Origin of the sequence: Nocardia sp. NPDC024068, from assembly GCF_040638875.1 — a bacterium.
In the GTDB taxonomy this organism is placed as follows: domain Bacteria; phylum Actinomycetota; class Actinomycetes; order Mycobacteriales; family Mycobacteriaceae; genus Nocardia.
In genome coordinates, this window is the sequence record NZ_JBEZYU010000025.1 from 47,540 (window position 1) to 66,889 (window position 19,350).

Sequence of the window (19,350 nt, forward strand, 5' to 3'; positions counted from 1 at the left end):
AAAGGTGATCGTCGAAGTGGAACGCGCCCGCCCCGTACCGTCGCGTCGAACCGGCGGTGCCGCCGCGCCGCAACGGATACGTGAGGTTCGTGAGGTCTGTGCCGAGGACGCGGTCGCCGCACCGGTCGCCCGCCGGCGGTATCCCCGGGTGCGCTCGCTGGCCGCCGGTCTGGCCGCGGCCGGGGTGTTGCTGAGCACCGGATGTGATTCGGTCTCGGGGATTCCGGCCGACGATCAAGGGTCCGAGCAGGCCCCCGCCACGCAATCAGCGGAGTCGGCGCACCCGGATATGCCCGTGGACCCACAGCAGTCCGCTGCCCCGGAACTGCCGCCGGTACCCGCGGACGCCCCGGTTGTCGGTGCGGTCCCGGGAGTCGAACAGGCCACGCCCGCGCTCCAGCGCTTCGCCGCCGACCTGCGCGCCGGCGATACCGCGACCCTGCAGCAGCGCTGCTGGTCCCTGCCCCCGCTCACCGTGCAGACCATGTACGCCGACCCCGGCGCGGTGCTCTCGGCCCTGGCCCAGCCGGGGACCGCGACCGACGGAAACCTCACCTGGACCGACGGAGTGACCACCGTCACCGTCACCGAGAGCCGGGTCGAGTCCGGATATGCCTGCGGGCGGGTGTCACCCGCCTATACAGAACCGGTCTTCGATGCCGCCGACGCCCGCCACACCGTGCGCCGCTACCTCGCCCGGTCGACCGGGCAGCCCCTCGACCCCACCGACCGCGAAGAGCGGTATCCGCTGGTCTGCGCGGCGCAACCGGCCGGGTGGGATCCCCAGGCGACCGGCGCGCCGGTGGTCCCGCCGCTCGCAGGCGATTCCGGCGCGCTCACCGGAATCACCGGTTTCGCCGATCAGCAGATCAGTTCACAGCAGTTGACGCCCGGGTATATGTCGGTATCGGTGCCGGTCACGAATGCGGCCGGGATCACACAGAATCGGACATTCCTCCTCGAGCAGGGTGACGACGGCTACTGCATCGGGGAAATTTCGTCCTGACCCACTACCCTGGAGGCCCGTAAACGGTCAGGAGGAGTGAGCTCGTGCAGATCACCAGTGTCGGACACGCGGGATTCCATATCCGGACCGCGGCCGGTTCCATCCTTTGCGATCCCTGGATGAACCCCGCGTATTTCGGTTCCTGGTTCCCGTTCCCGGACAACACCCAGCTCGACTGGGAGGAACTCGGGAACTGCGATTTCCTCTACGTCTCCCATCTGCACCGAGATCATTTCGACGCCGCGCATCTCCGCGAATACGTCAACAAGGACGCGACCGTTCTGCTGCCCGACTACCCGGTCCCGGATCTGCGCCGTGAGCTGGAGAAACTCGGTTTCCACAAATTCTTCGAAACCGAGGATTCCGTCAAACACAAGATCACCGGCGCGATGGGCGCGGGCAGTGGTGATCCCACCGCGGAACTCGACATCATGATCGTCGCGCTGCGCGCGCCGGCCGACGGCCCGATCGGCGATTCCGGGCTCCTCGTCTCCGACGGCGAGACCACCTGTTTCAACATGAACGACGCGCGTCCGGTCGATATGGATGTGCTGCACGACGCGTTCGGCAAGATCGATATTCATCTGCTCCAGTACTCCGGCGCCATCTGGTATCCGATGGTCTACGACATCCCGGCCCGCACGAAATCCAATTTCGGCAAACAGAAGCGGCAGCGCGGAATGGACCGGGCCCGCAGTTATATCGAACAGGTGGACGCCACCTGGGTGGTGCCGTCGGCCGGTCCGCCGGTTTTCCTGGACGACGAATTGCGCTACCTCAACGACGACTGCGGCGACGAGGGCAATATCTTCCCCGACCAGATGGTCTTCCTGGACCAGATGCGGGAGCACGGCCACGACCGCGGTGTGCTGATGGTGCCCGGTTCGACGGTCGACGTGCACGGTGCCGACCTGGACGTGAAGCACCCCTACGATCCCGCCACCGTCTGGAGCGATAAGGCCGCCTATATCGAGAAGATGGCCCAGCGCCTGGCGCCGGTCCTGGTGGCGGAGAAGAAGACCTGGGCGTCCGCCGAGGGTGAGCCGCTGCTCGAACCGCTGCGGCAGCTGTTCGAGCCGATCATGGCGCAGAGCGATCTGATCTGCGACGGGATCGGTTACCCGGTGGGCCTGGTGATCGGCGAGGAGACCGTGGTCCTCGACTTCCCGAACCGCGCCGTCCGCGCACCGCTCGAGGGCGAGGGCCGATACCGCTACGGTTTCCGCATCGCACCCGAACTGGTGCGCACGGTGCTGCGCGACCAGGAACCGGACTGGGTGAACACGATCTTCCTCTCCACCCGCTTCCAGGCGTGGCGGATCGGTGGCTACAACGAATACCTCTACACCTTCTTCAAATGCCTCACCGACGAGCGCATCGCCTACGCCGACGGCTGGTTCTCCGAGGCCCACGACGATTCGGCCTCGGTGGAGGTCGCGGGCTGGGAGATCCAGCGCCGCTGCCCGCACCTGAAAGCCGACCTGTCGAAATTCGGTGTGGTGGAAGGAAAAACGCTCACCTGCAACCTGCACGGGTGGCAGTGGGACCTGGAGTCGGGCCGCTGCAAAACCTCCAAGGGACACGAACTCCGTTCCCGCAAGGTCTCCGAGCCGGCGGGGTAGCGCGGCGGCGTGTGGCCGATCGGCATCCGGCCCAGAACCAGCGAGGATCTGCCGGCCTGCGTGAACGCCCTTCGCCAGGCCCATGAAGCCGATGGATATCCGGCAGTCTGGCCGGACGCGCCGGCGCATTGGTTGAATCCGGCCAAGATGGTCGATTCGCGGGTTGCCGACGATGGCTCCAGCGTTGTCGGTCACGTCGGGATCGGCGAAAGCATGCTGCCACCCGCAGTCGGCGCCGCTGTCCACGATCGAATCGCGTTGATCTCGGTCATCCGCCTGTTCGTTGTGCTGGCGAGCCGACGGCAGGGCACGGGCCGCGCACTACTCGATGCGGCAGCGACGATGGCCGCACTGCGAGGTTGCCGCGCGGTGCTCGACGTGGAAGACGGTGCTGTTGCCGCTGTCTCGCTGTACGAGCGGGCAGGCTGGCAGCGGATTCACAGCGGGCCGGGGACATGGACTATGCCCGACGGTCGGGCGGCCTACCTGCACCACTACCTGAGTCCGTGACAAGTCGTACCACAATCCGGTACCATTTTGGGTGCGACCCAGGGAAGGGGACCGCCGATGACCAGCATGTCCGCCAGTGAAGCGCGCGCAAACCTGTACCCGCTCATCGAACAGGTCAATGACGACGCCGTCGCTGTCCATATCACCAGTCGCAAAGGCAATGCCGTACTGATTTCCGAAGACGAGTACAACTCCCTTCGCGAGACTCTCTACCTGATGCGTTCCCCCGCCAATGCCGCACGCCTTGCGAAGGGTATCTCCCAACTCGAAGCCGGTGACTCCGTCGAGGTGGACATGGAACAGCTCGCCGAAGAGCTCGAATGAAAATCACCTTCGCCAAGGTCGCATTCGAAGACCTCGGCCACTGGGTTTCCACGGATCGAAAAATGGCGTTGCGGATCATGCGGCTGATACACGATATCGACCGTGACCCCTTCTCCGGGCTGGGTAAGCCCGAGCCGTTGAAGGGTGACAAGTCGGGGTACTGGTCTCGCCGCATCAACGATGAGCACCGCCTGGTGTATGCCGTCTCCGGAGACAGCATCCTCATCGCTCAGGCCCGCTATCACTACTGACCAGGTTGGGCGGATCAGCGTCGGCGCTGTTCGAGTAGGCCCGGAACCAACTTCATCGCACCACCTCTGAGTGCAAGGGCCCCGGAGGGGAGCGGCGGCCCGCACGAGGAGACACCATGGGCAGTACGCCGATTCGGCCGAGGTCGCTCACTGATCTCGAAGCCGGTGTCATTGCGAAGCTGTTGTCGGCAGGGAGAGCCGGGTCCGCCGAATACCTTGCGCAGATTCCATTTTCGCGGGTGGTTTCGACTTGGGGTGCCGGGTCGCCCAGTGTCGATGTGGAGGTACGTTCCGGTGTCGACCCAGCGGCCGGTTCGGCGAACGGTATCTTCGCCGAAGGTGGGGTCACAGACCGCGCCGGGACATCTGTCGGGGAGGTCATCCTCTGGGTCGAGGGCGGGTGGCTGAGCGGGATCGAATACGCGTGGTACACCGACGAACGCCCCCGCTCGCTACCTGACCCTGCTCGGATCGAGGTTTGGTAGCCCGGTCCGGCCGCCGCCGGCTCGTGAGCCTCGATTCCGTCGCCCGGGGCCGAACCCTCCGCACCGGACCGGGGCGTGATATCGGGCGGCGGTAGAGTCACGCCATGGCTTCGCGCATCATCCGGATCGCCACCCGCTCCAGCCCGATGGCGGTGGCTCAGGCCGAGCAGATCGCTGCCGGTCTTGCCGGGTTCGGGGTGGAAACCGAGCTGGTGAAGGTGACCTCCGCCGGTGACCGCTGGATGGGGGATCTGGCGAAGCTCGGCGGTAAGGGGGCTTTCGTCAAGGAGATCGACGACGCCCTGCTCGACGATCGGGCCGATCTCGCGGTGCACTGCCTCAAGGACATCCCCGGCGATATCCCGATCCCGGAGGGCATCGCGTTCGCGGGCTTCCCGGAACGCGACGATGTGCGGGACGCGATCATCACCAAGGATGGCCGGCCGCTGGCCGAACAGCCCGCCGGGACGGTGGTGGGAACCAGTTCGGTGCGCCGTGCCGCGCAGTTGCGGTTGCACTACCCGGGCCTGGAGATGAAACCGCTGCGCGGGAATATGAACACCCGGCTGCAACGGCTCGAGGACGGGTACTGCGATGTGCTGATCGCCGCGGTGTCCGGGATGTACCGGATCGGCCGGGAGGACCGGATCACCGAGATCCTGCCGGTCGACGTGATGTGCCCGCCGATCGGGGCGGGTGTGCTCACCCTCGCCTGCCGCGCCGGCGACGACGAGGTCCGCGAGCTGGCGGGGCGGCTGGATCACGCGGAGACCCGCAAGGTCGCCGATGCCGAACGCGCGATGCTGCACGCGTTGCAGGGGCACTGCAATTCACCCATTGCCGGGGTGTGCGTGATCGAACGCACCGGGCGGCTATCGCTGCGTGGCAAGGTGTTCGACCTCGAGGGTACGAAGTGGCTGGATTCGCAGCACTGGGGTGTGCCGGAGGATCCGCAGGCCCTGGGCTTCTTCGTCGGTTCGGATCTGCTGCGCCAGGGTGCGCGCGCCATCATCGACTCGATCCCGCACTAGGGGCATCGACCACACCCGCAGGAGATCCGGCGAAAGCACAGTCGAACTCGATACGACGGCACGTATCGCGGCTATCCGAGACATCCTCCTATGTCGAGGATTTCCGTGCCAGCCGGATGCCGGAATACTCCGCACTGGTAACCAGTCCCCGTGAACTACAAAGGGGCTGGACGAGGGATGTCAGGTGATACCGGGATCCAGAGCGCATGAAGACGATTCCGCCCTCCTCGACCAACCTGTAACGAACACTCTCCCGTTCGCCGGCAACCTCGATCCACCCGTCGCCTTCGAAATCTCCCTCGGAAGCGACATCCAGATGGACGGTGGTGTCGCCACCGGCGTACTCGGCCTCGTTGGAGCTGCCGAGCCATCCGTCCATCGTCGTGCCACACGTCGAATCGGTTGCGTCGGCGGTCGGTGACCATAACGTCACCGTCACCATCGCCACAACTATGGCGTTCATCCCAGAGACTGTGAATCGTCGCTTCACGCAGAACCTCCGAATCCATGCCTGCATCGAATGCGGTACGCGCCGACAGGTCTGGAGATCGCTGGAAGTCGACACGTGATCGAGAATCTATTGCAGCGGGAACCTTGCCGTCGTGGAGGTAGGTGAGGTGGCGTGTCGGCGGTGCGGTGTGCGGGGCCGGGATGCGGCCGGTCAGCTCGGATCCGAACCCCGGATCGCGGACAGCCAGATTCCGGCGGCGGCGGCCACGACCGCGGAACCGGCGAAAGCGCCTGTTCCGCCGCCCATCACGTACACCCACAGCAGTCCGGCGAACGGTGCGGCGACCGCGGTCTGGGCGTCCAGCAGCAGCCTGCGGCCGATTCGGGCGACCGTGGTGCTGCGGGCGGCGATATCGGGGCCCACACGGGTGGGGTTGTCGATCAGCCGCCCCGGGGGCTCGGTATCCCGCTCCCGGCCCGCGGGAAGCAGCCGGAGCCCGGTCCCGGTGGGGTCGGCCGAACGGACTTCGCGTCCCGCCGGCTCGGTCTCGGCGCTTCCGGTGCCGGGGTTCGCGGCGGTGTCGGGGCCTCCGGCCGGGCCGGAAGGCCCGGCGGTCGCTCGGACGACTATCCGGCGGTCGCCGAGAAACGCCGTGCCCCCCGTGAATCCGACCAGTTCCGGTGTGAAGTACACCGGGATCCACCGGGTCTTGCCGCCGTCGCGGATCTCCAGCCACGACCTGCTGAGCAGCTGGTATTCCTGCCGCACCCGCCGCACCGGCACCGGAGCCGGCCGGGCGGGACCGTAACGCAGCGTCCCGGCCGCCACCGCGAACCGGTATCCGCTGTACCCGGCGATCCCCATACCCACCACGACCAGTGCGCTGAGCTGGTCCGGATCGGCGAACGGCGCCCACGCGGTGAGTACCGCGAGGGCGCCGATCGTCACTGCGAGGGGATAGGCCAGGGCACGGCCCATCCCGGAACTCACTTCAGGAAACCGATTTTCGTGTAGTCCAGCGAGGCCAGGCCGGCCGCACCGTAGTTGGCGAGGTTGTCGCGCACGCCGACATTGCCGGGCGACTGCAGCAGCGGGATCGAATGCCCTTCGGCCCAGACCGCCTGGTCGACCTGGTTGGCCAGGTCGATGGCTTTCTGCGGATCCAGTTCGGCCAGCGTCTGTTCGATGAGCTGGTTCAGCTCCGGGGAACCGATCCGGCCGTAGTTGCCCTGCAGATCGTCGGGGTAGAGGCCCCAGATCTGCGGGATACTGCTGAGCGGGAACGCGTCACCCTGCCAGCTCCACTGCGCCACATCGAAATCGCCGGGCTGGATCACATCGGTGAAGAACCCGGGGCCCGGTTTGGTCTCGATATTCAGCTTGACCCCGATCTTGCCGAGGTTCTGCTGGATGATCTGCGCGATCTTGACCCAGGACTGGTCGTTGTACATCACATCGCGGATCTCGAGCCGGCGTCCGTCCTTCTCCCGCACGTCACCGTTGAGTTTCCAGCCGAGGGCATCGAGCTCGCGGGCGGCGGCGTCCGGATCGAAGGGCAGGCTGTTGTCCTGATAGCCCTCCTGGCCTTCGACGAAGATGTGATTGTTCAGCGGTTTCGGGTCCTGAACCAGCCCGTTCTGGATGGCCTTGGCGATTCCGCCCCGGTCGATCGCCTTGATGATCGCGACCCGCACCCCGGGATCCTCCAGCAGCGAACCGGGCGCACCGTTGAAGGTCAGGTGGTTCCAGTAGACGCTGGGGGCGCGGCGGATCACCACGCCCTGGGTGTTGCGCGCGGTCTGCATATCGTCGCGGGATCCCAGCCCGACCGCGTCGACCTCGTTGTTGGCCAGGGCGGGCACCATGGCCTCGGAGGACATTTCGCTGAAGGTGATGGTGTCCAGTTTGGGGGTGTCACCCCACCATTTGGGGTTACGTCCCAGGACCACCCGGCCCTGCGCCCGGTCGGTCGCCTGCACGACGAAAGGCCCGGCCGTCTTCCCGGGCGCGTTGCGCCACCCCTCGTTGAAGGCCTCGGGGGTGGCGGTCGCCTCCTTGGGCAGCAGCATGGAGTTACCGGCGAACTGCCCGGCCCAGTCGGCGAAATGCTTGTTGAAGGTGAGGATCGCCTGGCGGTCGTCGACGCCGCGCTCCACCTTCTCGACCCGGTCGAAGCCCGTGGTGTTGCCCACCAGGAATCGTTTGTCCCGGCCGCTGAGCGCGTTGGCCTGCGAGGAGATGTCCTCCCAGGTGATCGGCGAGCCGTCGGACCAGACGGCCTTCGGATTGATGGTGTAGGTCACCTGCTGGGGCTCGGTATTGGTGAGCTCCACACTCGTGAAGTAGTTCGTATCCACCGAGGTCTTGCCGGCGGCGTCGGTGGTGAACGCGCGGGGCAGGGTGGGCCGGATGACACCGGCCGAGCCGCCGTCGCTGTCGAGCTGCAGCGAATTCCACTGTTCGGGATACGACGACATCACCAGCCGCAGGTTGCCGCCGTCACGCAGCTCGCTCACATCGTGCGGGTTGATGTCGTTGACCGTGCCCACCTGGGCGACCGCGCCCTCGGGAGCCCCGCTGTCGTTCGCGCCGCAGCCGGCCGCGAGCAGGGCCACGGTGCACAGCGGCACCGCGAGTTTCCTCCCCACCGATCGAATCCTCATGGCCGATACTTCCTTCCTGCCGGTCGATCCCCGAACACCTCTGTCAACCCTCTACCACGGGCACGGGCACCGCATCGATCAGTGCGCGCGTGTATTCGTGTGCCGGATCGCCGAAGATCTGCTCCGCCGGACCGGATTCGACGATCTTGCCGCGGTACATGACGGCGATATCGTGCGCCAGGTTCCGGACCACCGACAGATCGTGGGAGACGAACAGATACGACAGACCGCGTTCGGCCTGCAGATCGCGGAGCAGGTTCAGCACACCCGCCTGGATGGAGACGTCCAGTGATGACACGGGTTCGTCCAGCACCAGCAGCTCCGGGTCCAGCGCCAGGGCGCGGGCGACGCAGATGCGCTGTTTCTGCCCGCCGGAGAAATCGGCCGGATAGCGGTCGGCGTGTTCCGGGCGCAGACCCACCAGCCGCAGCAATTCCGGGACCCGTTTGTCGATCTCGGATTTCGGCCGCCCGGCGATCCGCAGCGGCTGGGCGATCACATCGGAGACCGGGAGCCGGGGGTCCAGGGACGCGGTGGGGTCCTGGAAGACGATCTGAAGTTTCCGGCGCAGGTCACGGCGCTGTGCCCGGGTCAGCGTCGCGGTATCGCGGCCCATCACCTCGATGGTTCCGGCCTGCGGTTTCACCAGATCCAGGATCTGGGTGAGGGTGGTGGACTTCCCCGAACCGGATTCGCCGACCAGGGCGAGTGTGCGGCCCGCCCGGATCTCGAAACTGATCCCGTCGACCGCGCGCACCTCACCTTTGCTGCGGCGAAACAGGATTCCGGAGGTGATCGGGAAGGTTTTCACCAGATCGGTCACCTTCAGCACCGTGCGCGCCTCGGCGGGTGGAGTGGGTTCGGGTGCACCGATATCGCGCCGGTAGGCCTCGTAGAGCGCCTCGGGGCCGACCTCATCCGTGCGGATACAGGCGGCACGGTGCTCCGGGACCGCGTCGGTGAGCGGCGGTTCCGCGACCAGGCAGTCGTCGATCGCCACCGGGCAGCGCGGCGCGAACGAACACCCCGGCGGTAGCGCGTGCATGGCCGGGGGAGCGCCCACGATCGGGATGAGGGGGGCCCGGGCGGGCCCGTCCATCCGGGGGATCGAGCCCAGCAGGCCCACGGTGTAGGGCATCCGCGGACTCCGGAAGATCTGCGCGGTGCTCGCGGTCTCCACCACCCGGCCGGCGTACATCACCGCCACCCGATCGGCGATGGTGGCGGCGATACCCATGTCGTGGGTGATCATGATGACCCCCGCGCCGGTGATATCGCGGGCCTTGCGCAGCAGATTCAGGATCTGCTTCTGCACCGTGACGTCGAGGGCGGTGGTCGGTTCGTCGCAGATGATGAGCGCCGGATCGTTGGCGATCGCCATGGCGATCACCACCCGCTGGCGCATCCCGCCGGAGAACTCGTGCGGAAACGCCTTGGCCCGCAGCTCCGGATCGGGGATACCCACCAGGTCGAGTAGTTCCACGGCGCGTTTCGCCGCCTCGGACTTGCTCATCGCGCCGTGCGCGAGCAGCGCTTCGGCGATCTGCTCACCCACCCGGTACACCGGGGTGAGCGCGGAGAGCGGATCCTGGAACACCATGCTCACCGAGCTGCCGCGCAGTTTCGACAGTTCTCTGTCGCCGAGTCCGAGCAGTTCGCGGCCGCGCAACCGGATCGACCCCGCCACCCGGGCCTGGTCGGGCAGCAGACCCATCACCGCCAGCGAGGACACCGATTTACCCGAGCCCGATTCGCCGACGATCGCCAGGACCTCACCGTCGGCGAGCTTGTAGTCCACCCCGCGGACGGCCTCCACGCGCCCTTCCTCGCTCGGAAAGGAAACCCGCAGATCGGATACCTCGAGCAGGGGAGCGTCGCCGCTGTCCGCGGTGGTAGGGGTCTTGTCCACCATGGTCGTCTCTCCGGTCATGCCCGCACCTGCCCGTTCTGCGCTTCCTGCTCCCGTAGTGCGCGGCGGGCCCTACGGGAGGGCCGGGAGCGCGCCCGCTGGGCGCTCGGGTCGAAGGCGTCGCGCAGGCCGTCGCCGACCAGGTTCGCGCACAGCACCGTGATGATCAGCAGGCCGCCCGCGAACAGGAACAGCCACGGGTAGGTCATGGCGGAACTGGTGCCGTTGGCGATCAGCGTGCCCAGGGACACATCCGGCGGCTGGACCCCGAAACCGAGGAAGCTGAGCCCGGTTTCGGCCATGATCGACGCGCCGACCGTGAGGGTGGTGTCGATGATCAGGATCGAGGCGATATTGGGCACGATATGGGTCAGGATGATCTTGTGCGTCGGCGCGCCCATATAGCGGGCGGCCCGGACGAATTCGCGTTCCCGCAGACTCATGGTGAGCCCGCGCACGATCCGCGCGCTGATCATCCAGCCGAAAACACTCAGCAGCACGATCAGCAGCAGAATCGACCCGCTGCCCTTGGTGCGCGGCGCGAACAGCGCCACGATGATGAAACTCGGGACCACCAGCAGCAGATCCACCAGCCACATGATGGCGCGATCGGTCCAGCCGCCCAGCAGACCCGCCACGGCGCCGGCCAGCGCGGCCAGCGTGGTGGACGCCAGCGCCACACACACCCCGATGATCAGGGATTTCTGCAGGCCGCGCAGGGTCTGCGCGAGAACATCCTGCCCGATCTCGTTGGTACCGAACGGATGCTGCGGACTGGGCGGTTGCAGCAGCGCGGTGTAGTCCAGTTCCTGATAGTCGTAGGGCAGCAACGGTGGTAACGCGAAAGCGCCGATGAACAGCAGCATCAGCACCGCCGCGCCGACCAGTGACGGCCGGTTGCGCAGGAAGCGGCGCAGCACCAGCTTTCGGCGTCCGGTCGCGGCCGGCTCCGGCGCGCCCTGGACCAGGATCTCGGTTTCGTTGATACTCACGCTGCGCCCCTGATGGATTCGCGGGTGGTGCGGTGATGACGCTTCGCTACCGCCGCCGGGGCTCTCATGAGACGCGCACCCGGGGGTCGAGGACCGCGTACACGACATCGGAGAGCAGGCCCGAGACCAGGACCACCAGACCCGCGAACGCGGTCACCGTGGCGACCACATAGATGTCCTGGGCGTTGATGGAATCCACCAGCCATTCGCCGACGCCGTGCCAGCCGAAGATCTTCTCGGTGAAGGTGGCGCCGGTGATCAATCCGCCCAGGCTGTAGGCGAACAGGGTGGCCATCGGGATGAGCGCGGTGCGCAGGCCGTGCTTGTAGAGGGCCCGGTTCCGGGTGAGGCCCTTGGCCCGGGCCGTGCGGATGAAATCGCTCTGCAGTACGTCGAGCATGGCATTGCGCTGGTAGCGGCTGTATCCGGCCATCCCGCCGAGCGCGAGCGTCAGGGTCGGCAGCACGAGATGCTGTAGCCGGTCCAGGAGTTGGGGTCCGAAACCCTGGATCTGGCCGGCGGAGGTCTCGCCGGTGTAGAGGAAGATCTGCTGCCCGGTCGTCGAGTTGATCTCCAGTGCTCCGTATTTCAGCAGAGTCGCCAGCAGGAACACCGGAGTGGACAGCACGAGCAGGGAGATGACGGTCGTGAAATAGTCGCTGAATCTGTATTGGCGGATCGCGCCCGCCGCACCGATCAGCACTCCGAGCACCGTGCCGATCACCGAGCCGGTGATCAGCAGCCGCAAACTCACCGCGACCCGGCGGCCCAGTTCCTCGCTGACCGGTTGCCCGCTCAGGGTTTCGCCGAAATCTCCGTGCACCACCCCCTTCATCCAGGTCAGGTAGCGCTGCGGAATCGGCTCGTCCAGGTGCAGTTCCTCGGCCTTGGCGTCGATCACCGACTGCGGCGGCCGCGGATTGCGCTGTTCCAGGCTGTCCAGCGGTCGGAAGGTCAGCGACGCGAGGCTGAAGGTGAGAAAGGACGCCAAGAGCAGCAGCACGACGTAGTTGAGCGCGCGTCGTAGCAGAAAGCCGGCCATCGTTCCCCTCGCGATCAGGTGTAGCCCCTGATCATAGGGAGCAAGGCCGCCGCATGCGCGACGGACGGCACGCTGCGTGTTCACGTATGGGCGCACTCCGGCCGCCCCGGCCGACACAGCAGAATGGAACGGGTGACCGCAACGCTGCAGAACCGACCGAAGCTGGTGGCCTCCGATGTGGACGGCACCCTGATCGACCCCTACGAGCGGGTCACGGCGCGCACCCGGGACGTGGTCGCGGCGCTGGTCGCCGAGGGTGTGCCGTTCGTCCTGGCCACCGGGCGGCCGCCGCGGTGGATCGCGCCGGTGGTCGCGGGGCTGGGATTCGCGCCGCTGTGCGTCTGCGGAAACGGGGCGGTGCTCTACGACGCCGACGCCGATCAGGTGCTGGGCACCACCGCTCTCGACGTGCCGACTCTGGCCTGGCTCGCCGACCTCGCCGAGAAGGTGCTGCCGGGTTGCGGGCTGGCGGCCGAACGGGTGGGCGCCACCGCGCACGATGCCGCGACCCCGCAGTTCGTCAGCTCCCCGCAGTACGAGCACGCCTGGCTGAACCCGGACGACACCGCGGTGGCGCGCGACGAGGTCATCGACAGCCCGGCCATCAAGATGCTCATCCGCCTGCCCGGCGCGAGCAGCGGCGATATGGCGACCACCCTCGCCGGGCATATCGGGGATCGGGCGGATATCACCTACTCGACCGATCACGGTCTGGTCGAGATCTCCGCTCCCGGGGTCACCAAGGCGCGTGGACTGCGGACCATCGGCGACCGGCTCGGTATCGACGCGGCGGAGATGATCGCCTTCGGCGATATGCCCAACGACATCCCGATGCTGCGGATGGTGGGACTCGGGGTGGCGATGGGGCATGCGCACCCGGCCGCGATCGCGGCCGCGGATGAGGTGACCGGCACGAATTCCGAGGACGGGGTCGCGCAGGTGCTGGAACGGTGGTGGGGAGCGGTGGCGGGCACGTAGTCCGGGTCGCGGGTACCGCGGTGCGGGCGGACGGTGGTGGGCGCCGGTTCGTAGTCCCAGCCCGGTAGGCCCTGTCCGGACCCGCCCTCGCCCGGCATAGAACTGGGCCCGGTACAGAACTGCGCCGAACCGCGGTGGCGGTTCGGCGCAGTATCAATCGGTGGAGTCAGGCGGAAGGTACCGGTGCCGAGGGGTCCGGTTCCGGGGCGGCGGGTGCCGGCTCGGAACCGGGCGGGGTACCCGGCCCACCGATCGGAGCCGGACCCTGACCCGGCACTTCCTCGGGTGCTCCCGGCTGCTGGGCGGACACCTCCGGCTGTTGGACGGGCGCCCCCGGCGCTACTGCCTCCGGGGACTCTCCCTGCGGGTTCCCCGCGGTCGCTGCCTGCGGGTCCGCGGCGGTCGGCGCGGGTTCGGTGCCGGGTGGGGTGACCGGCATATCGATCGGGGCCGGGACCGGATTCCCTGGTTGCGGCACGGCCTGCGGTGCGGGCGCCGGATAAGAGGCCGGACCCTGCCCCGGGGCGCCGGGCTGTCCGGGACCCGCCAGGGGAACCGGGTTCACGGGAGCCTGGGGTGGGGGCGCGGGACCGGAGTTACCACCCTGCACCTGGTCTCGATGGCTGTCGTTGTAGGTCTTCCACAGCGTGCTGACCACATCGGTGACCTGGTTCAGGATCAGCGAGCCGTTCTGGAAATCGGTGCGCAGCCCCTCGGGAACCTCGTAGGGGTTGCTCAGCGGCAGGCCGAGCGCGCCCGCGTCGGCGCCCATTTCCAGGAAGCGGTCCAGGATCTTGCCCACTACCTCGTAGGCCTGGCCGTCCGGGGCGGTGTAGACGTTCCCGTTGACGAATTCCGCGTACTGCTGCCCCTGGGCGGCGGGCCGGGGTTCGGACGCGGCCTGGCCGAGGGGTCCGTCGGGGCCGCCCTTGGAGACCCAGTATTTCGCGATGAGGTTGTCGTTCACCATGTTCAGCAGCCGTGAGGTGAGGTCGGCCAGGGCGGCCAGGTTGGTCCGCCTCGCCTGGCTGCGCGGAGGCTGGGTGCCGCCGGCCTCTCCGGCCGCGATCGTGCGGATCCGGTCCATCTGGGCGTATGCGGCGTCGCCCGGGCAGCTGGTGTTGCCGACATCGCGATGGGCGAACACCACCGGCAGCTTCACCTCCGCGCCCTGCGGGTACGGGGTGAATTCGGTGCCCTCGGAGTACATCGTGGTGTTGCCCTTGGGGTCGAGCCCGGCGGTGCGCGCTCGCCAGCCGACGAATTTGCCCACCGCTTCGATGGATGCGTCGGTGGGCTGTTCGACCTGGTAATCGCCCATGATCGCGACGCCGGAGGTGTTCTCGTTGAAACCGCCCGCGTGGGCGCCCTGGACGGTTCGGTTCAGTCCGCCGTACCGGCCTTCGAATATCTGCCCGTACTTGTCGACCAGGGCGTTGTAGCCCATATCGCACCACCCCAGCGTTTGCGAGTGGTAGGCGTAGATCGCGCGGACGATCCCGGCCGATTCCGCTTTGCTGTAGTCGTTGCGGCCCGCGGTGTGGTGCACGGTGATACCGCCGAGCCCGTCGTCGTAGGTGGGTTCCTGGCAGCGGATCGATTCGTCGGCGCCCCACTGGTTGCGGGCGATCACCCGGGGACCGCCGTCGGGCAGGGCCGCGGCGATGTTCTCGAGGTGGTCGTCGACCGCCCCGCGGCCGGGGTCGATGAGTACGGCGGTGAGGTCGGGGGGTGCCTGCGGTGTGCCCGCGGCGGCGGGGTTGCGTTCCAGCGGGCCGCCCGAGTTCGGCGACTGCTGCGGTTTGCGGGTCACCAGCACCTGGACGGCGGTGGTGTTCCCGACGTAGATCGGGTCGGTGCCCGCCGGGCCGCCGGGTGTCACACCGTCGGCGCCGTCGATCGGGCTGGCCTCGTACCACTGGCCCCAGCCGCCGTCGGGTTGTTTGGCCCGGATCATCACGGTGGTGTTCGCGAGTTCCGGCGCGGTCAGCGCGACCATGCTGAACGGCTGTTCGCGGGTCAGTTCCTTGACCTGCGCGCCGACGGCGTTCATGAATTCCGGCGGAATGATGCCGGGGGTGAGGGCGGGGGTGTCGGCGGCGGGTGTGCCACCGGGCGCTTCGGTGACGAACCCGAGGCCGGGTGCGCGCCCGGGGAGTTGCCGGCCGGGTACCGGTGGACCGTCGGGGGTCGCGCCGGGCAGACCCAGCGACTGCAGATCCGAGAGGTGCAGGTCGGGCAGGTCGAGACCGGTGAGTTCGCCGAGCGGCAGCACGATATCGGGGGCGCTCTTCAACGCCAGCTCGCTGAGCTGGGGTGGGACGGCGGTGAGTTCCACTTCGCCGGTGGACTTGTCGGGTCCGGTGATGGTGGGTACCAGGATCGGGCCCGCCACCGCAACTAGCGCGACAACCGGCAGTACACAGGAACGCTTCGGTTTGCGGTGGGGCACGAGCGTCTCCAATCAGGGTTGAAACCGGTGATCGGTGAGCAAGTCATGCTTGCGTACTCGAGTCTCACAGACCACACTAGCCACATCCGTCACAAATCTAAACCTGTGGTTGAGGCTTACCTGGTCGCTCGAATGTAGCTCCCGGATCGTGGCCGGTCGAAACGACATGCCGACGTCGTGCCGAGGCAAAACGTCCGGGCAAACGATGGGAGTGCGTGGATGCCGTACCGAAAACACACAGCCCGGCCGAAAGTTCCCCCGAGACTGGGGAACCCACTGGTAGTGCCCGGTTTACCCCAATCGATGCGAGGTCGCAGGATTCGACCCGGCCCACTGTTCGCCTGCGGAGCCACCGCGTTGGTCATCGGCGGATCGTTGCTCGCACCCACCGCCGGCGAGGTATACCGGATGGTTGCCGATGCGGGCCCCGGGCACGGCCGCGGGCTCAGCCAGCACGGCGCGTCGCAGAGCGCCCGCGACGGCCAGAACGTCGATCAGATCCTCGCCCACTACTACCCGGGGGCCGAGATCGGCACCATCGGTCCCGCGACGGTATCGGTCCGGCTGCAGGGCCGCGACGGGCAGGAGCCGGTCGTCTTCTCCGACGCCGGCGCCCGTGTCGCCGGACAGCTGGTGGGCCCGGGGGAGGCCGTCCGGCTGATTCCGCAGCCCGACGGCGGCGCGCACGCTGTGGTCACCGCCGGCTGCGACGGGGCGATGCTCTGGGAAACCCCGGTCCAGGACCCCTGGGTCTATCCGGTCGACCCGAATCCCGCTCGTCCGGCGAACGAACATCTGACCCTGTGCGGCGGCGGCGCGTACCGCGGCTCGCTCGGGGTGGCCCTCGAGGACGGCCAGGCCCGCACGGTGAACCGGGTGGAAGTGCAGGACTACCTGCTCGGGGTGGTTCCGGCGGAGATGCCCGCCGGCTGGGAGCCCGCCGCGCTGGCGGCGCAGGCCGTCGCGGCGCGCTCCTACGCACTGGCCGAGAGCCGCTGGCCCTATGCGCAGACCTGCGATACCACCGACTGCCAGGTCTACACCGGCACCGAGCAGGAGGACCCGCGCACCTCGGCCGCCGTGGCGGAGACGGCGGGCCGGGTGCTGCTGCGTGACGGCCGGATCCTGCGCGCGGAGTACTCCGCCGCCCCCGACGGCGGCGGTCCCGCCGATATCCAGACCTTCGCGGTCGGCCCGACACCCGGTGAGCTCACCGTGGTGACACCGCCCCCGGCCGCGCCACCCGTGAACCCCGATCGCGCCGCGAGCCTGCCGGACGGTTCGTCGCCCGGACTGCCCGCCGACGCGGTACCGGCGCCGCCGGGCGGCGGACCGGTGCCGCGGACACCGGAAGGTTCGCTGCCGGTATCGCCGGGCGGCGCGGTGCCCGGCCTCGCGCCGGGAGTGACACCCTCGCCGATCGATACCGCGTATGCGGAGATGGGCGGCGCACGCAGCGCGGTGGGCCTACCCGTCACTCCGGAACTGCCGCTGCCCGATGACGCCGGTCGCTACCGGCTGTTCGAGAACGGCGTCATCATCTACACCCCCGCTCTCGGCGCGCAGGTGGTCGATTTCACCACCCTGATGCAGCTGGTACCGGGTATGGAGCAGGGTTCGGGCAGCGCCGAGCCGGGCGCGACCGAGCCGGGCACCGAATCCGGCACCGAATCGGGCAGTTCGGGACTCGGCGCGGGCGATTCCGGTACCCCCGGCGGTACCGCCCCGGCCCGGGTGCCGGCCGGCCGGGTCGAACCCGGCGGCGTCCCGGCGGGTTCCGCTCCCGCGGTGCCGGGAATGCTCGACGGTGACCGGCCCGCCGCGGCCCCCGGTACGCCGCCCATCCGAGTGGATATGGAGTCGACCCAGGTCTTTTCCGGGCCGTAGCGTCGCCACATCCGCGCGCCGCGGCGAAGCGGTACGCCGCGGCGCGAGTGCGCTCTTGTTGCCGCGGGATCTCTCCGGCCCATCGGCTTGACCTTTACGTAGCGTCAACTCGCACCCTGATGACATCGACGCGATACGGAAGAGGTGAGCGGGCGTGACGGCGGGATCCCGCGAGGGTGAATGGTCGATCCAGGATCTGGCGAAAGCGGCCGGTACCACCAGCCGCACCCTGCGCCACTACGGCGAGATGGGGCTGTTGCCGCCCAGCCGGATCGGGCTCAACGGATACCGCTACTACGACGAGGCCGCGCTGGTGCGCCTGCAGCGCATCCTGCTGCTGCGGGAGCTCGGGGTGGGCCTGCCCGTGATCGGGCGGATCCTGTCCGGGGAGAGCGACGCGGCCACCGCGCTGCGCGCCCAGCTGGAACTGCTCCGGCAGGAGCGGGACCGGATCGGCCGCCGTATCGAGTCGGTACACACCACATTGGGCAAGTTGGAAAGGGGTGAACGACTCGTGGCGGCGGAAGTCTTCGAGGAATTCGACCACACGCAGTACCAGGACGAGGTCACCGAACGGTGGGGCGCCGACGCCTATCGCAGCGGGGACAGGTGGTGGCGTTCGCTGAGCACGGCGGAAAAACGCGCGTTCCAGCAGGCGCAGCTCGATATCGCGAGTGATTTCGGGCGCGCCCACCGCGAGGGGCTCCCGCCGGGCGACCCGGAGGTCCAGGCGATCACCGCCCGGCACTACGAATGGGTGACCGGCGGCTGGCAGGGCCGCCGGCCCGATGCGCATTATTTCGCCGGGCTCGGCGAAATGTATGTGGCCGACGAGCGTTTCGGCGCGAATTACGACGCGCACGGCACGGGGACGGCGGAGTTCGTCCGGGACGCCATGCGGATCTATGCCGATAACAATCTCGAATAAGCGGGCACCCGAATACGGGTGCGGACGTCAGTTTTTCACATTGTGGGGGAAGGACGCCGGTCACCCGGTCGCGGTACAGTGCCCGGAAACTTTCGACGAGGGGGAGGTCCCATGAGTTATCCGTATGGTCAACCGCCGCAGCAGCCGGGTTATCCGGCGCCGTATCCGGCTCCCGCCCACCAGGCGCCCGGGTACCCGGCTCCCGCCTATCCCGGCCCGGGATATCCGGGGCCGGGATATCCCGGCTCCACGGGGTATCAGTCCGCGCCGAGCGGCGGTACCGGGATCACCGCCGGGATTCTGGCCCTGCTGGGCGGGGTCGCCAGCGCGTTCAGCGCGATCGGGATGTTCGTCCTCGCGGCCGCGACCTCCGATAGTTCGCTGACCAGCGGCGCGGCTCTGGCCACCGGTGCGCGCCGCCGCAGCTCGAGTTCCAGCTCCAGCAGTGGCGGCCCCGATATCGATCTGGACTTCGATCTCGGAGGTATCGGGGTGGTGCTGGGGATCGCCTACAGCGTCCTCGCCCTGCTGCTCCTGATCGGCGGGATCCTCCTGCTGCGCCGCAGCAATACCGGCCGCGTCCTGGTCATCGTCGGCTGTGTGGCGTCGATCCTGCTGACGATCGCGGTGCTGGTCGCCGCGTCGACCGGCGGTTTCAGCGTGTTTTCCGCGCCCCTGTTCGCGATCATCACCCTGGTCCTGGCCGCCATCGCCCCCACCAAGCGGTGGATCGAGGCGGCGCGGATGCCCGCCATGGCCGGCGGCTACGGCGCCGCACCGTACGGCTACCGCTGATCCTCGGGTCCGCCTCGGACAACC

General features: G+C 68.1%; 17 protein-coding genes. 10 read left to right on the plus strand and 7 right to left on the minus strand.

Annotation, left to right across the window (positions count from 1 at the left end; genetic code table 11):
* The first annotated feature begins 4 nt into the window (after positions 1 to 4).
* The 6 genes from AB0F41_RS19615 (at position 5) to hemC (ending at position 5,229) form a co-directional block, all read left to right on the plus strand.
* Entirely contained in the window at positions 5 to 1,006 is a 1,002-nt protein-coding gene (locus AB0F41_RS19615; protein WP_357425716.1) for a hypothetical protein, read from the plus strand.
* 44 nt (positions 1,007 to 1,050) lie between these two features.
* Positions 1,051 to 2,628, plus strand: a complete 1,578-nt coding sequence (locus AB0F41_RS19620) for an MBL fold metallo-hydrolase (protein WP_357425718.1) — start codon at positions 1,051 to 1,053, stop codon at positions 2,626 to 2,628.
* 9 nt (positions 2,629 to 2,637) lie between these two features.
* The gene (locus AB0F41_RS19625; protein WP_357425720.1) at positions 2,638 to 3,138 is read left to right on the plus strand and encodes a GNAT family N-acetyltransferase; all 501 of its coding nucleotides are present in this window, start codon (positions 2,638 to 2,640) and stop codon (positions 3,136 to 3,138) included.
* 57 nt (positions 3,139 to 3,195) lie between these two features.
* Entirely contained in the window at positions 3,196 to 3,462 is a 267-nt protein-coding gene (locus tag AB0F41_RS19630; protein WP_357425722.1) for a type II toxin-antitoxin system prevent-host-death family antitoxin, read from the plus strand.
* Complete coding sequence (locus tag AB0F41_RS19635; RefSeq protein ID WP_357425724.1) at positions 3,459 to 3,713, plus strand: Txe/YoeB family addiction module toxin; 255 nt, start codon at positions 3,459 to 3,461, stop codon at positions 3,711 to 3,713. The genes AB0F41_RS19630 and AB0F41_RS19635 overlap by 4 nt, the downstream gene beginning before the upstream one ends.
* 589 nt (positions 3,714 to 4,302) lie before the next feature.
* Positions 4,303 to 5,229: a hydroxymethylbilane synthase gene (gene hemC, locus AB0F41_RS19640; RefSeq protein WP_357425726.1), complete on the plus strand. Its 927-nt coding sequence runs from the start codon at positions 4,303 to 4,305 to the stop codon at positions 5,227 to 5,229.
* 88 nt (positions 5,230 to 5,317) lie between these two features.
* On the opposite strand, the gene AB0F41_RS19645 is transcribed toward hemC, so the two are convergent.
* The 6 genes from AB0F41_RS19645 to AB0F41_RS19670 all read right to left on the minus strand — a co-directional run bounded on the left by AB0F41_RS19645 (position 5,318) and on the right by AB0F41_RS19670 (position 12,286).
* Complete coding sequence (locus AB0F41_RS19645; protein WP_357425728.1) at positions 5,318 to 5,692, minus strand: hypothetical protein; 375 nt, start codon at positions 5,690 to 5,692, stop codon at positions 5,318 to 5,320.
* A gap of 198 nt (positions 5,693 to 5,890) precedes the next feature.
* Positions 5,891 to 6,628, minus strand: coding sequence for a hypothetical protein (locus AB0F41_RS19650; RefSeq protein WP_357425730.1), 738 nt, complete (start codon positions 6,626 to 6,628; stop codon positions 5,891 to 5,893).
* 38 nt (positions 6,629 to 6,666) lie between these two features.
* The gene (locus tag AB0F41_RS19655) at positions 6,667 to 8,343 is read right to left on the minus strand and encodes an ABC transporter family substrate-binding protein (protein ID WP_357425732.1); all 1,677 of its coding nucleotides are present in this window, start codon (positions 8,341 to 8,343) and stop codon (positions 6,667 to 6,669) included.
* Between the two features lie 43 nt (positions 8,344 to 8,386).
* Positions 8,387 to 10,255 carry an ABC transporter ATP-binding protein gene (locus AB0F41_RS19660; protein ID WP_357425762.1) on the minus strand — a complete coding sequence of 623 codons (1,869 nt, stop codon included), beginning with the start codon at positions 10,253 to 10,255 and terminating at the stop codon, positions 8,387 to 8,389.
* Between the two features lie 14 nt (positions 10,256 to 10,269).
* Entirely contained in the window at positions 10,270 to 11,238 is a 969-nt protein-coding gene (locus tag AB0F41_RS19665) for an ABC transporter permease (RefSeq protein ID WP_357425764.1), read from the minus strand.
* Between the two features lie 70 nt (positions 11,239 to 11,308).
* Positions 11,309 to 12,286 (minus strand): ABC transporter permease, encoded by a 978-nt coding sequence (locus tag AB0F41_RS19670; RefSeq protein WP_357425734.1) that lies wholly within the window; start codon positions 12,284 to 12,286, stop codon positions 11,309 to 11,311.
* Positions 12,287 to 12,409: 123 nt separating this feature from the next.
* Between AB0F41_RS19670 and AB0F41_RS19675 the strand changes: the two genes are divergently transcribed.
* Complete coding sequence (locus AB0F41_RS19675) at positions 12,410 to 13,264, plus strand: HAD family hydrolase (protein ID WP_357425736.1); 855 nt, start codon at positions 12,410 to 12,412, stop codon at positions 13,262 to 13,264.
* Positions 13,265 to 13,430: 166 nt separating this feature from the next.
* Here AB0F41_RS19675 and AB0F41_RS19680 read toward each other — a convergent pair whose 3' ends face one another.
* The gene (locus tag AB0F41_RS19680; RefSeq protein WP_357425738.1) at positions 13,431 to 15,716 is read right to left on the minus strand and encodes an N-acetylmuramoyl-L-alanine amidase; all 2,286 of its coding nucleotides are present in this window, start codon (positions 15,714 to 15,716) and stop codon (positions 13,431 to 13,433) included.
* Between the two features lie 408 nt (positions 15,717 to 16,124).
* On the opposite strand from AB0F41_RS19680, the gene AB0F41_RS19685 reads away from it, so the two are divergent.
* The 3 genes from AB0F41_RS19685 to AB0F41_RS19695 all read left to right on the plus strand — a co-directional run bounded on the left by AB0F41_RS19685 (position 16,125) and on the right by AB0F41_RS19695 (position 19,326).
* Positions 16,125 to 17,603 (plus strand): SpoIID/LytB domain-containing protein, encoded by a 1,479-nt coding sequence (locus AB0F41_RS19685; protein WP_357425740.1) that lies wholly within the window; start codon positions 16,125 to 16,127, stop codon positions 17,601 to 17,603.
* A 154-nt stretch (positions 17,604 to 17,757) separates the two neighbouring features.
* On the plus strand, positions 17,758 to 18,531 hold the full coding sequence (locus AB0F41_RS19690; protein ID WP_357425742.1) for a TipAS antibiotic-recognition domain-containing protein: 774 nt from the start codon (positions 17,758 to 17,760) through the stop codon (positions 18,529 to 18,531).
* Positions 18,532 to 18,642: 111 nt separating this feature from the next.
* A complete protein-coding gene (locus AB0F41_RS19695; protein ID WP_357425744.1) occupies positions 18,643 to 19,326 on the plus strand; it encodes a hypothetical protein in 684 nt (227 codons plus the stop codon).
* Positions 19,327 to 19,350 lie beyond the last annotated feature (24 nt).

Bases quoted from the DNA above. Each gene is read 5' to 3' on its own strand.
- AB0F41_RS19675 (WP_357425736.1), top strand. From the start codon at position 12,410: ATGGAACGGGTGACCGCAACGCTGCAGAACCGACCGAAGCTGGTGGCC.
- AB0F41_RS19635 (WP_357425724.1), top strand. From the start codon at position 3,459: ATGAAAATCACCTTCGCCAAGGTCGCATTCGAAGACCTCGGCCACTGG.
- AB0F41_RS19655 (WP_357425732.1), bottom strand. From the start codon at position 8,343: ATGAGGATTCGATCGGTGGGGAGGAAACTCGCGGTGCCGCTGTGCACC.
- AB0F41_RS19660 (WP_357425762.1), bottom strand. From the start codon at position 10,255: ATGGTGGACAAGACCCCTACCACCGCGGACAGCGGCGACGCTCCCCTG.
- AB0F41_RS19685 (WP_357425740.1), top strand. From the start codon at position 16,125: ATGGTTGCCGATGCGGGCCCCGGGCACGGCCGCGGGCTCAGCCAGCAC.
- AB0F41_RS19670 (WP_357425734.1), bottom strand. From the start codon at position 12,286: ATGGCCGGCTTTCTGCTACGACGCGCGCTCAACTACGTCGTGCTGCTG.
- AB0F41_RS19630 (WP_357425722.1), top strand. From the start codon at position 3,196: ATGACCAGCATGTCCGCCAGTGAAGCGCGCGCAAACCTGTACCCGCTC.
- AB0F41_RS19645 (WP_357425728.1), bottom strand. From the start codon at position 5,692: ATGAACGCCATAGTTGTGGCGATGGTGACGGTGACGTTATGGTCACCG.
- hemC (WP_357425726.1), top strand. From the start codon at position 4,303: ATGGCTTCGCGCATCATCCGGATCGCCACCCGCTCCAGCCCGATGGCG.
- AB0F41_RS19695 (WP_357425744.1), top strand. From the start codon at position 18,643: ATGAGTTATCCGTATGGTCAACCGCCGCAGCAGCCGGGTTATCCGGCG.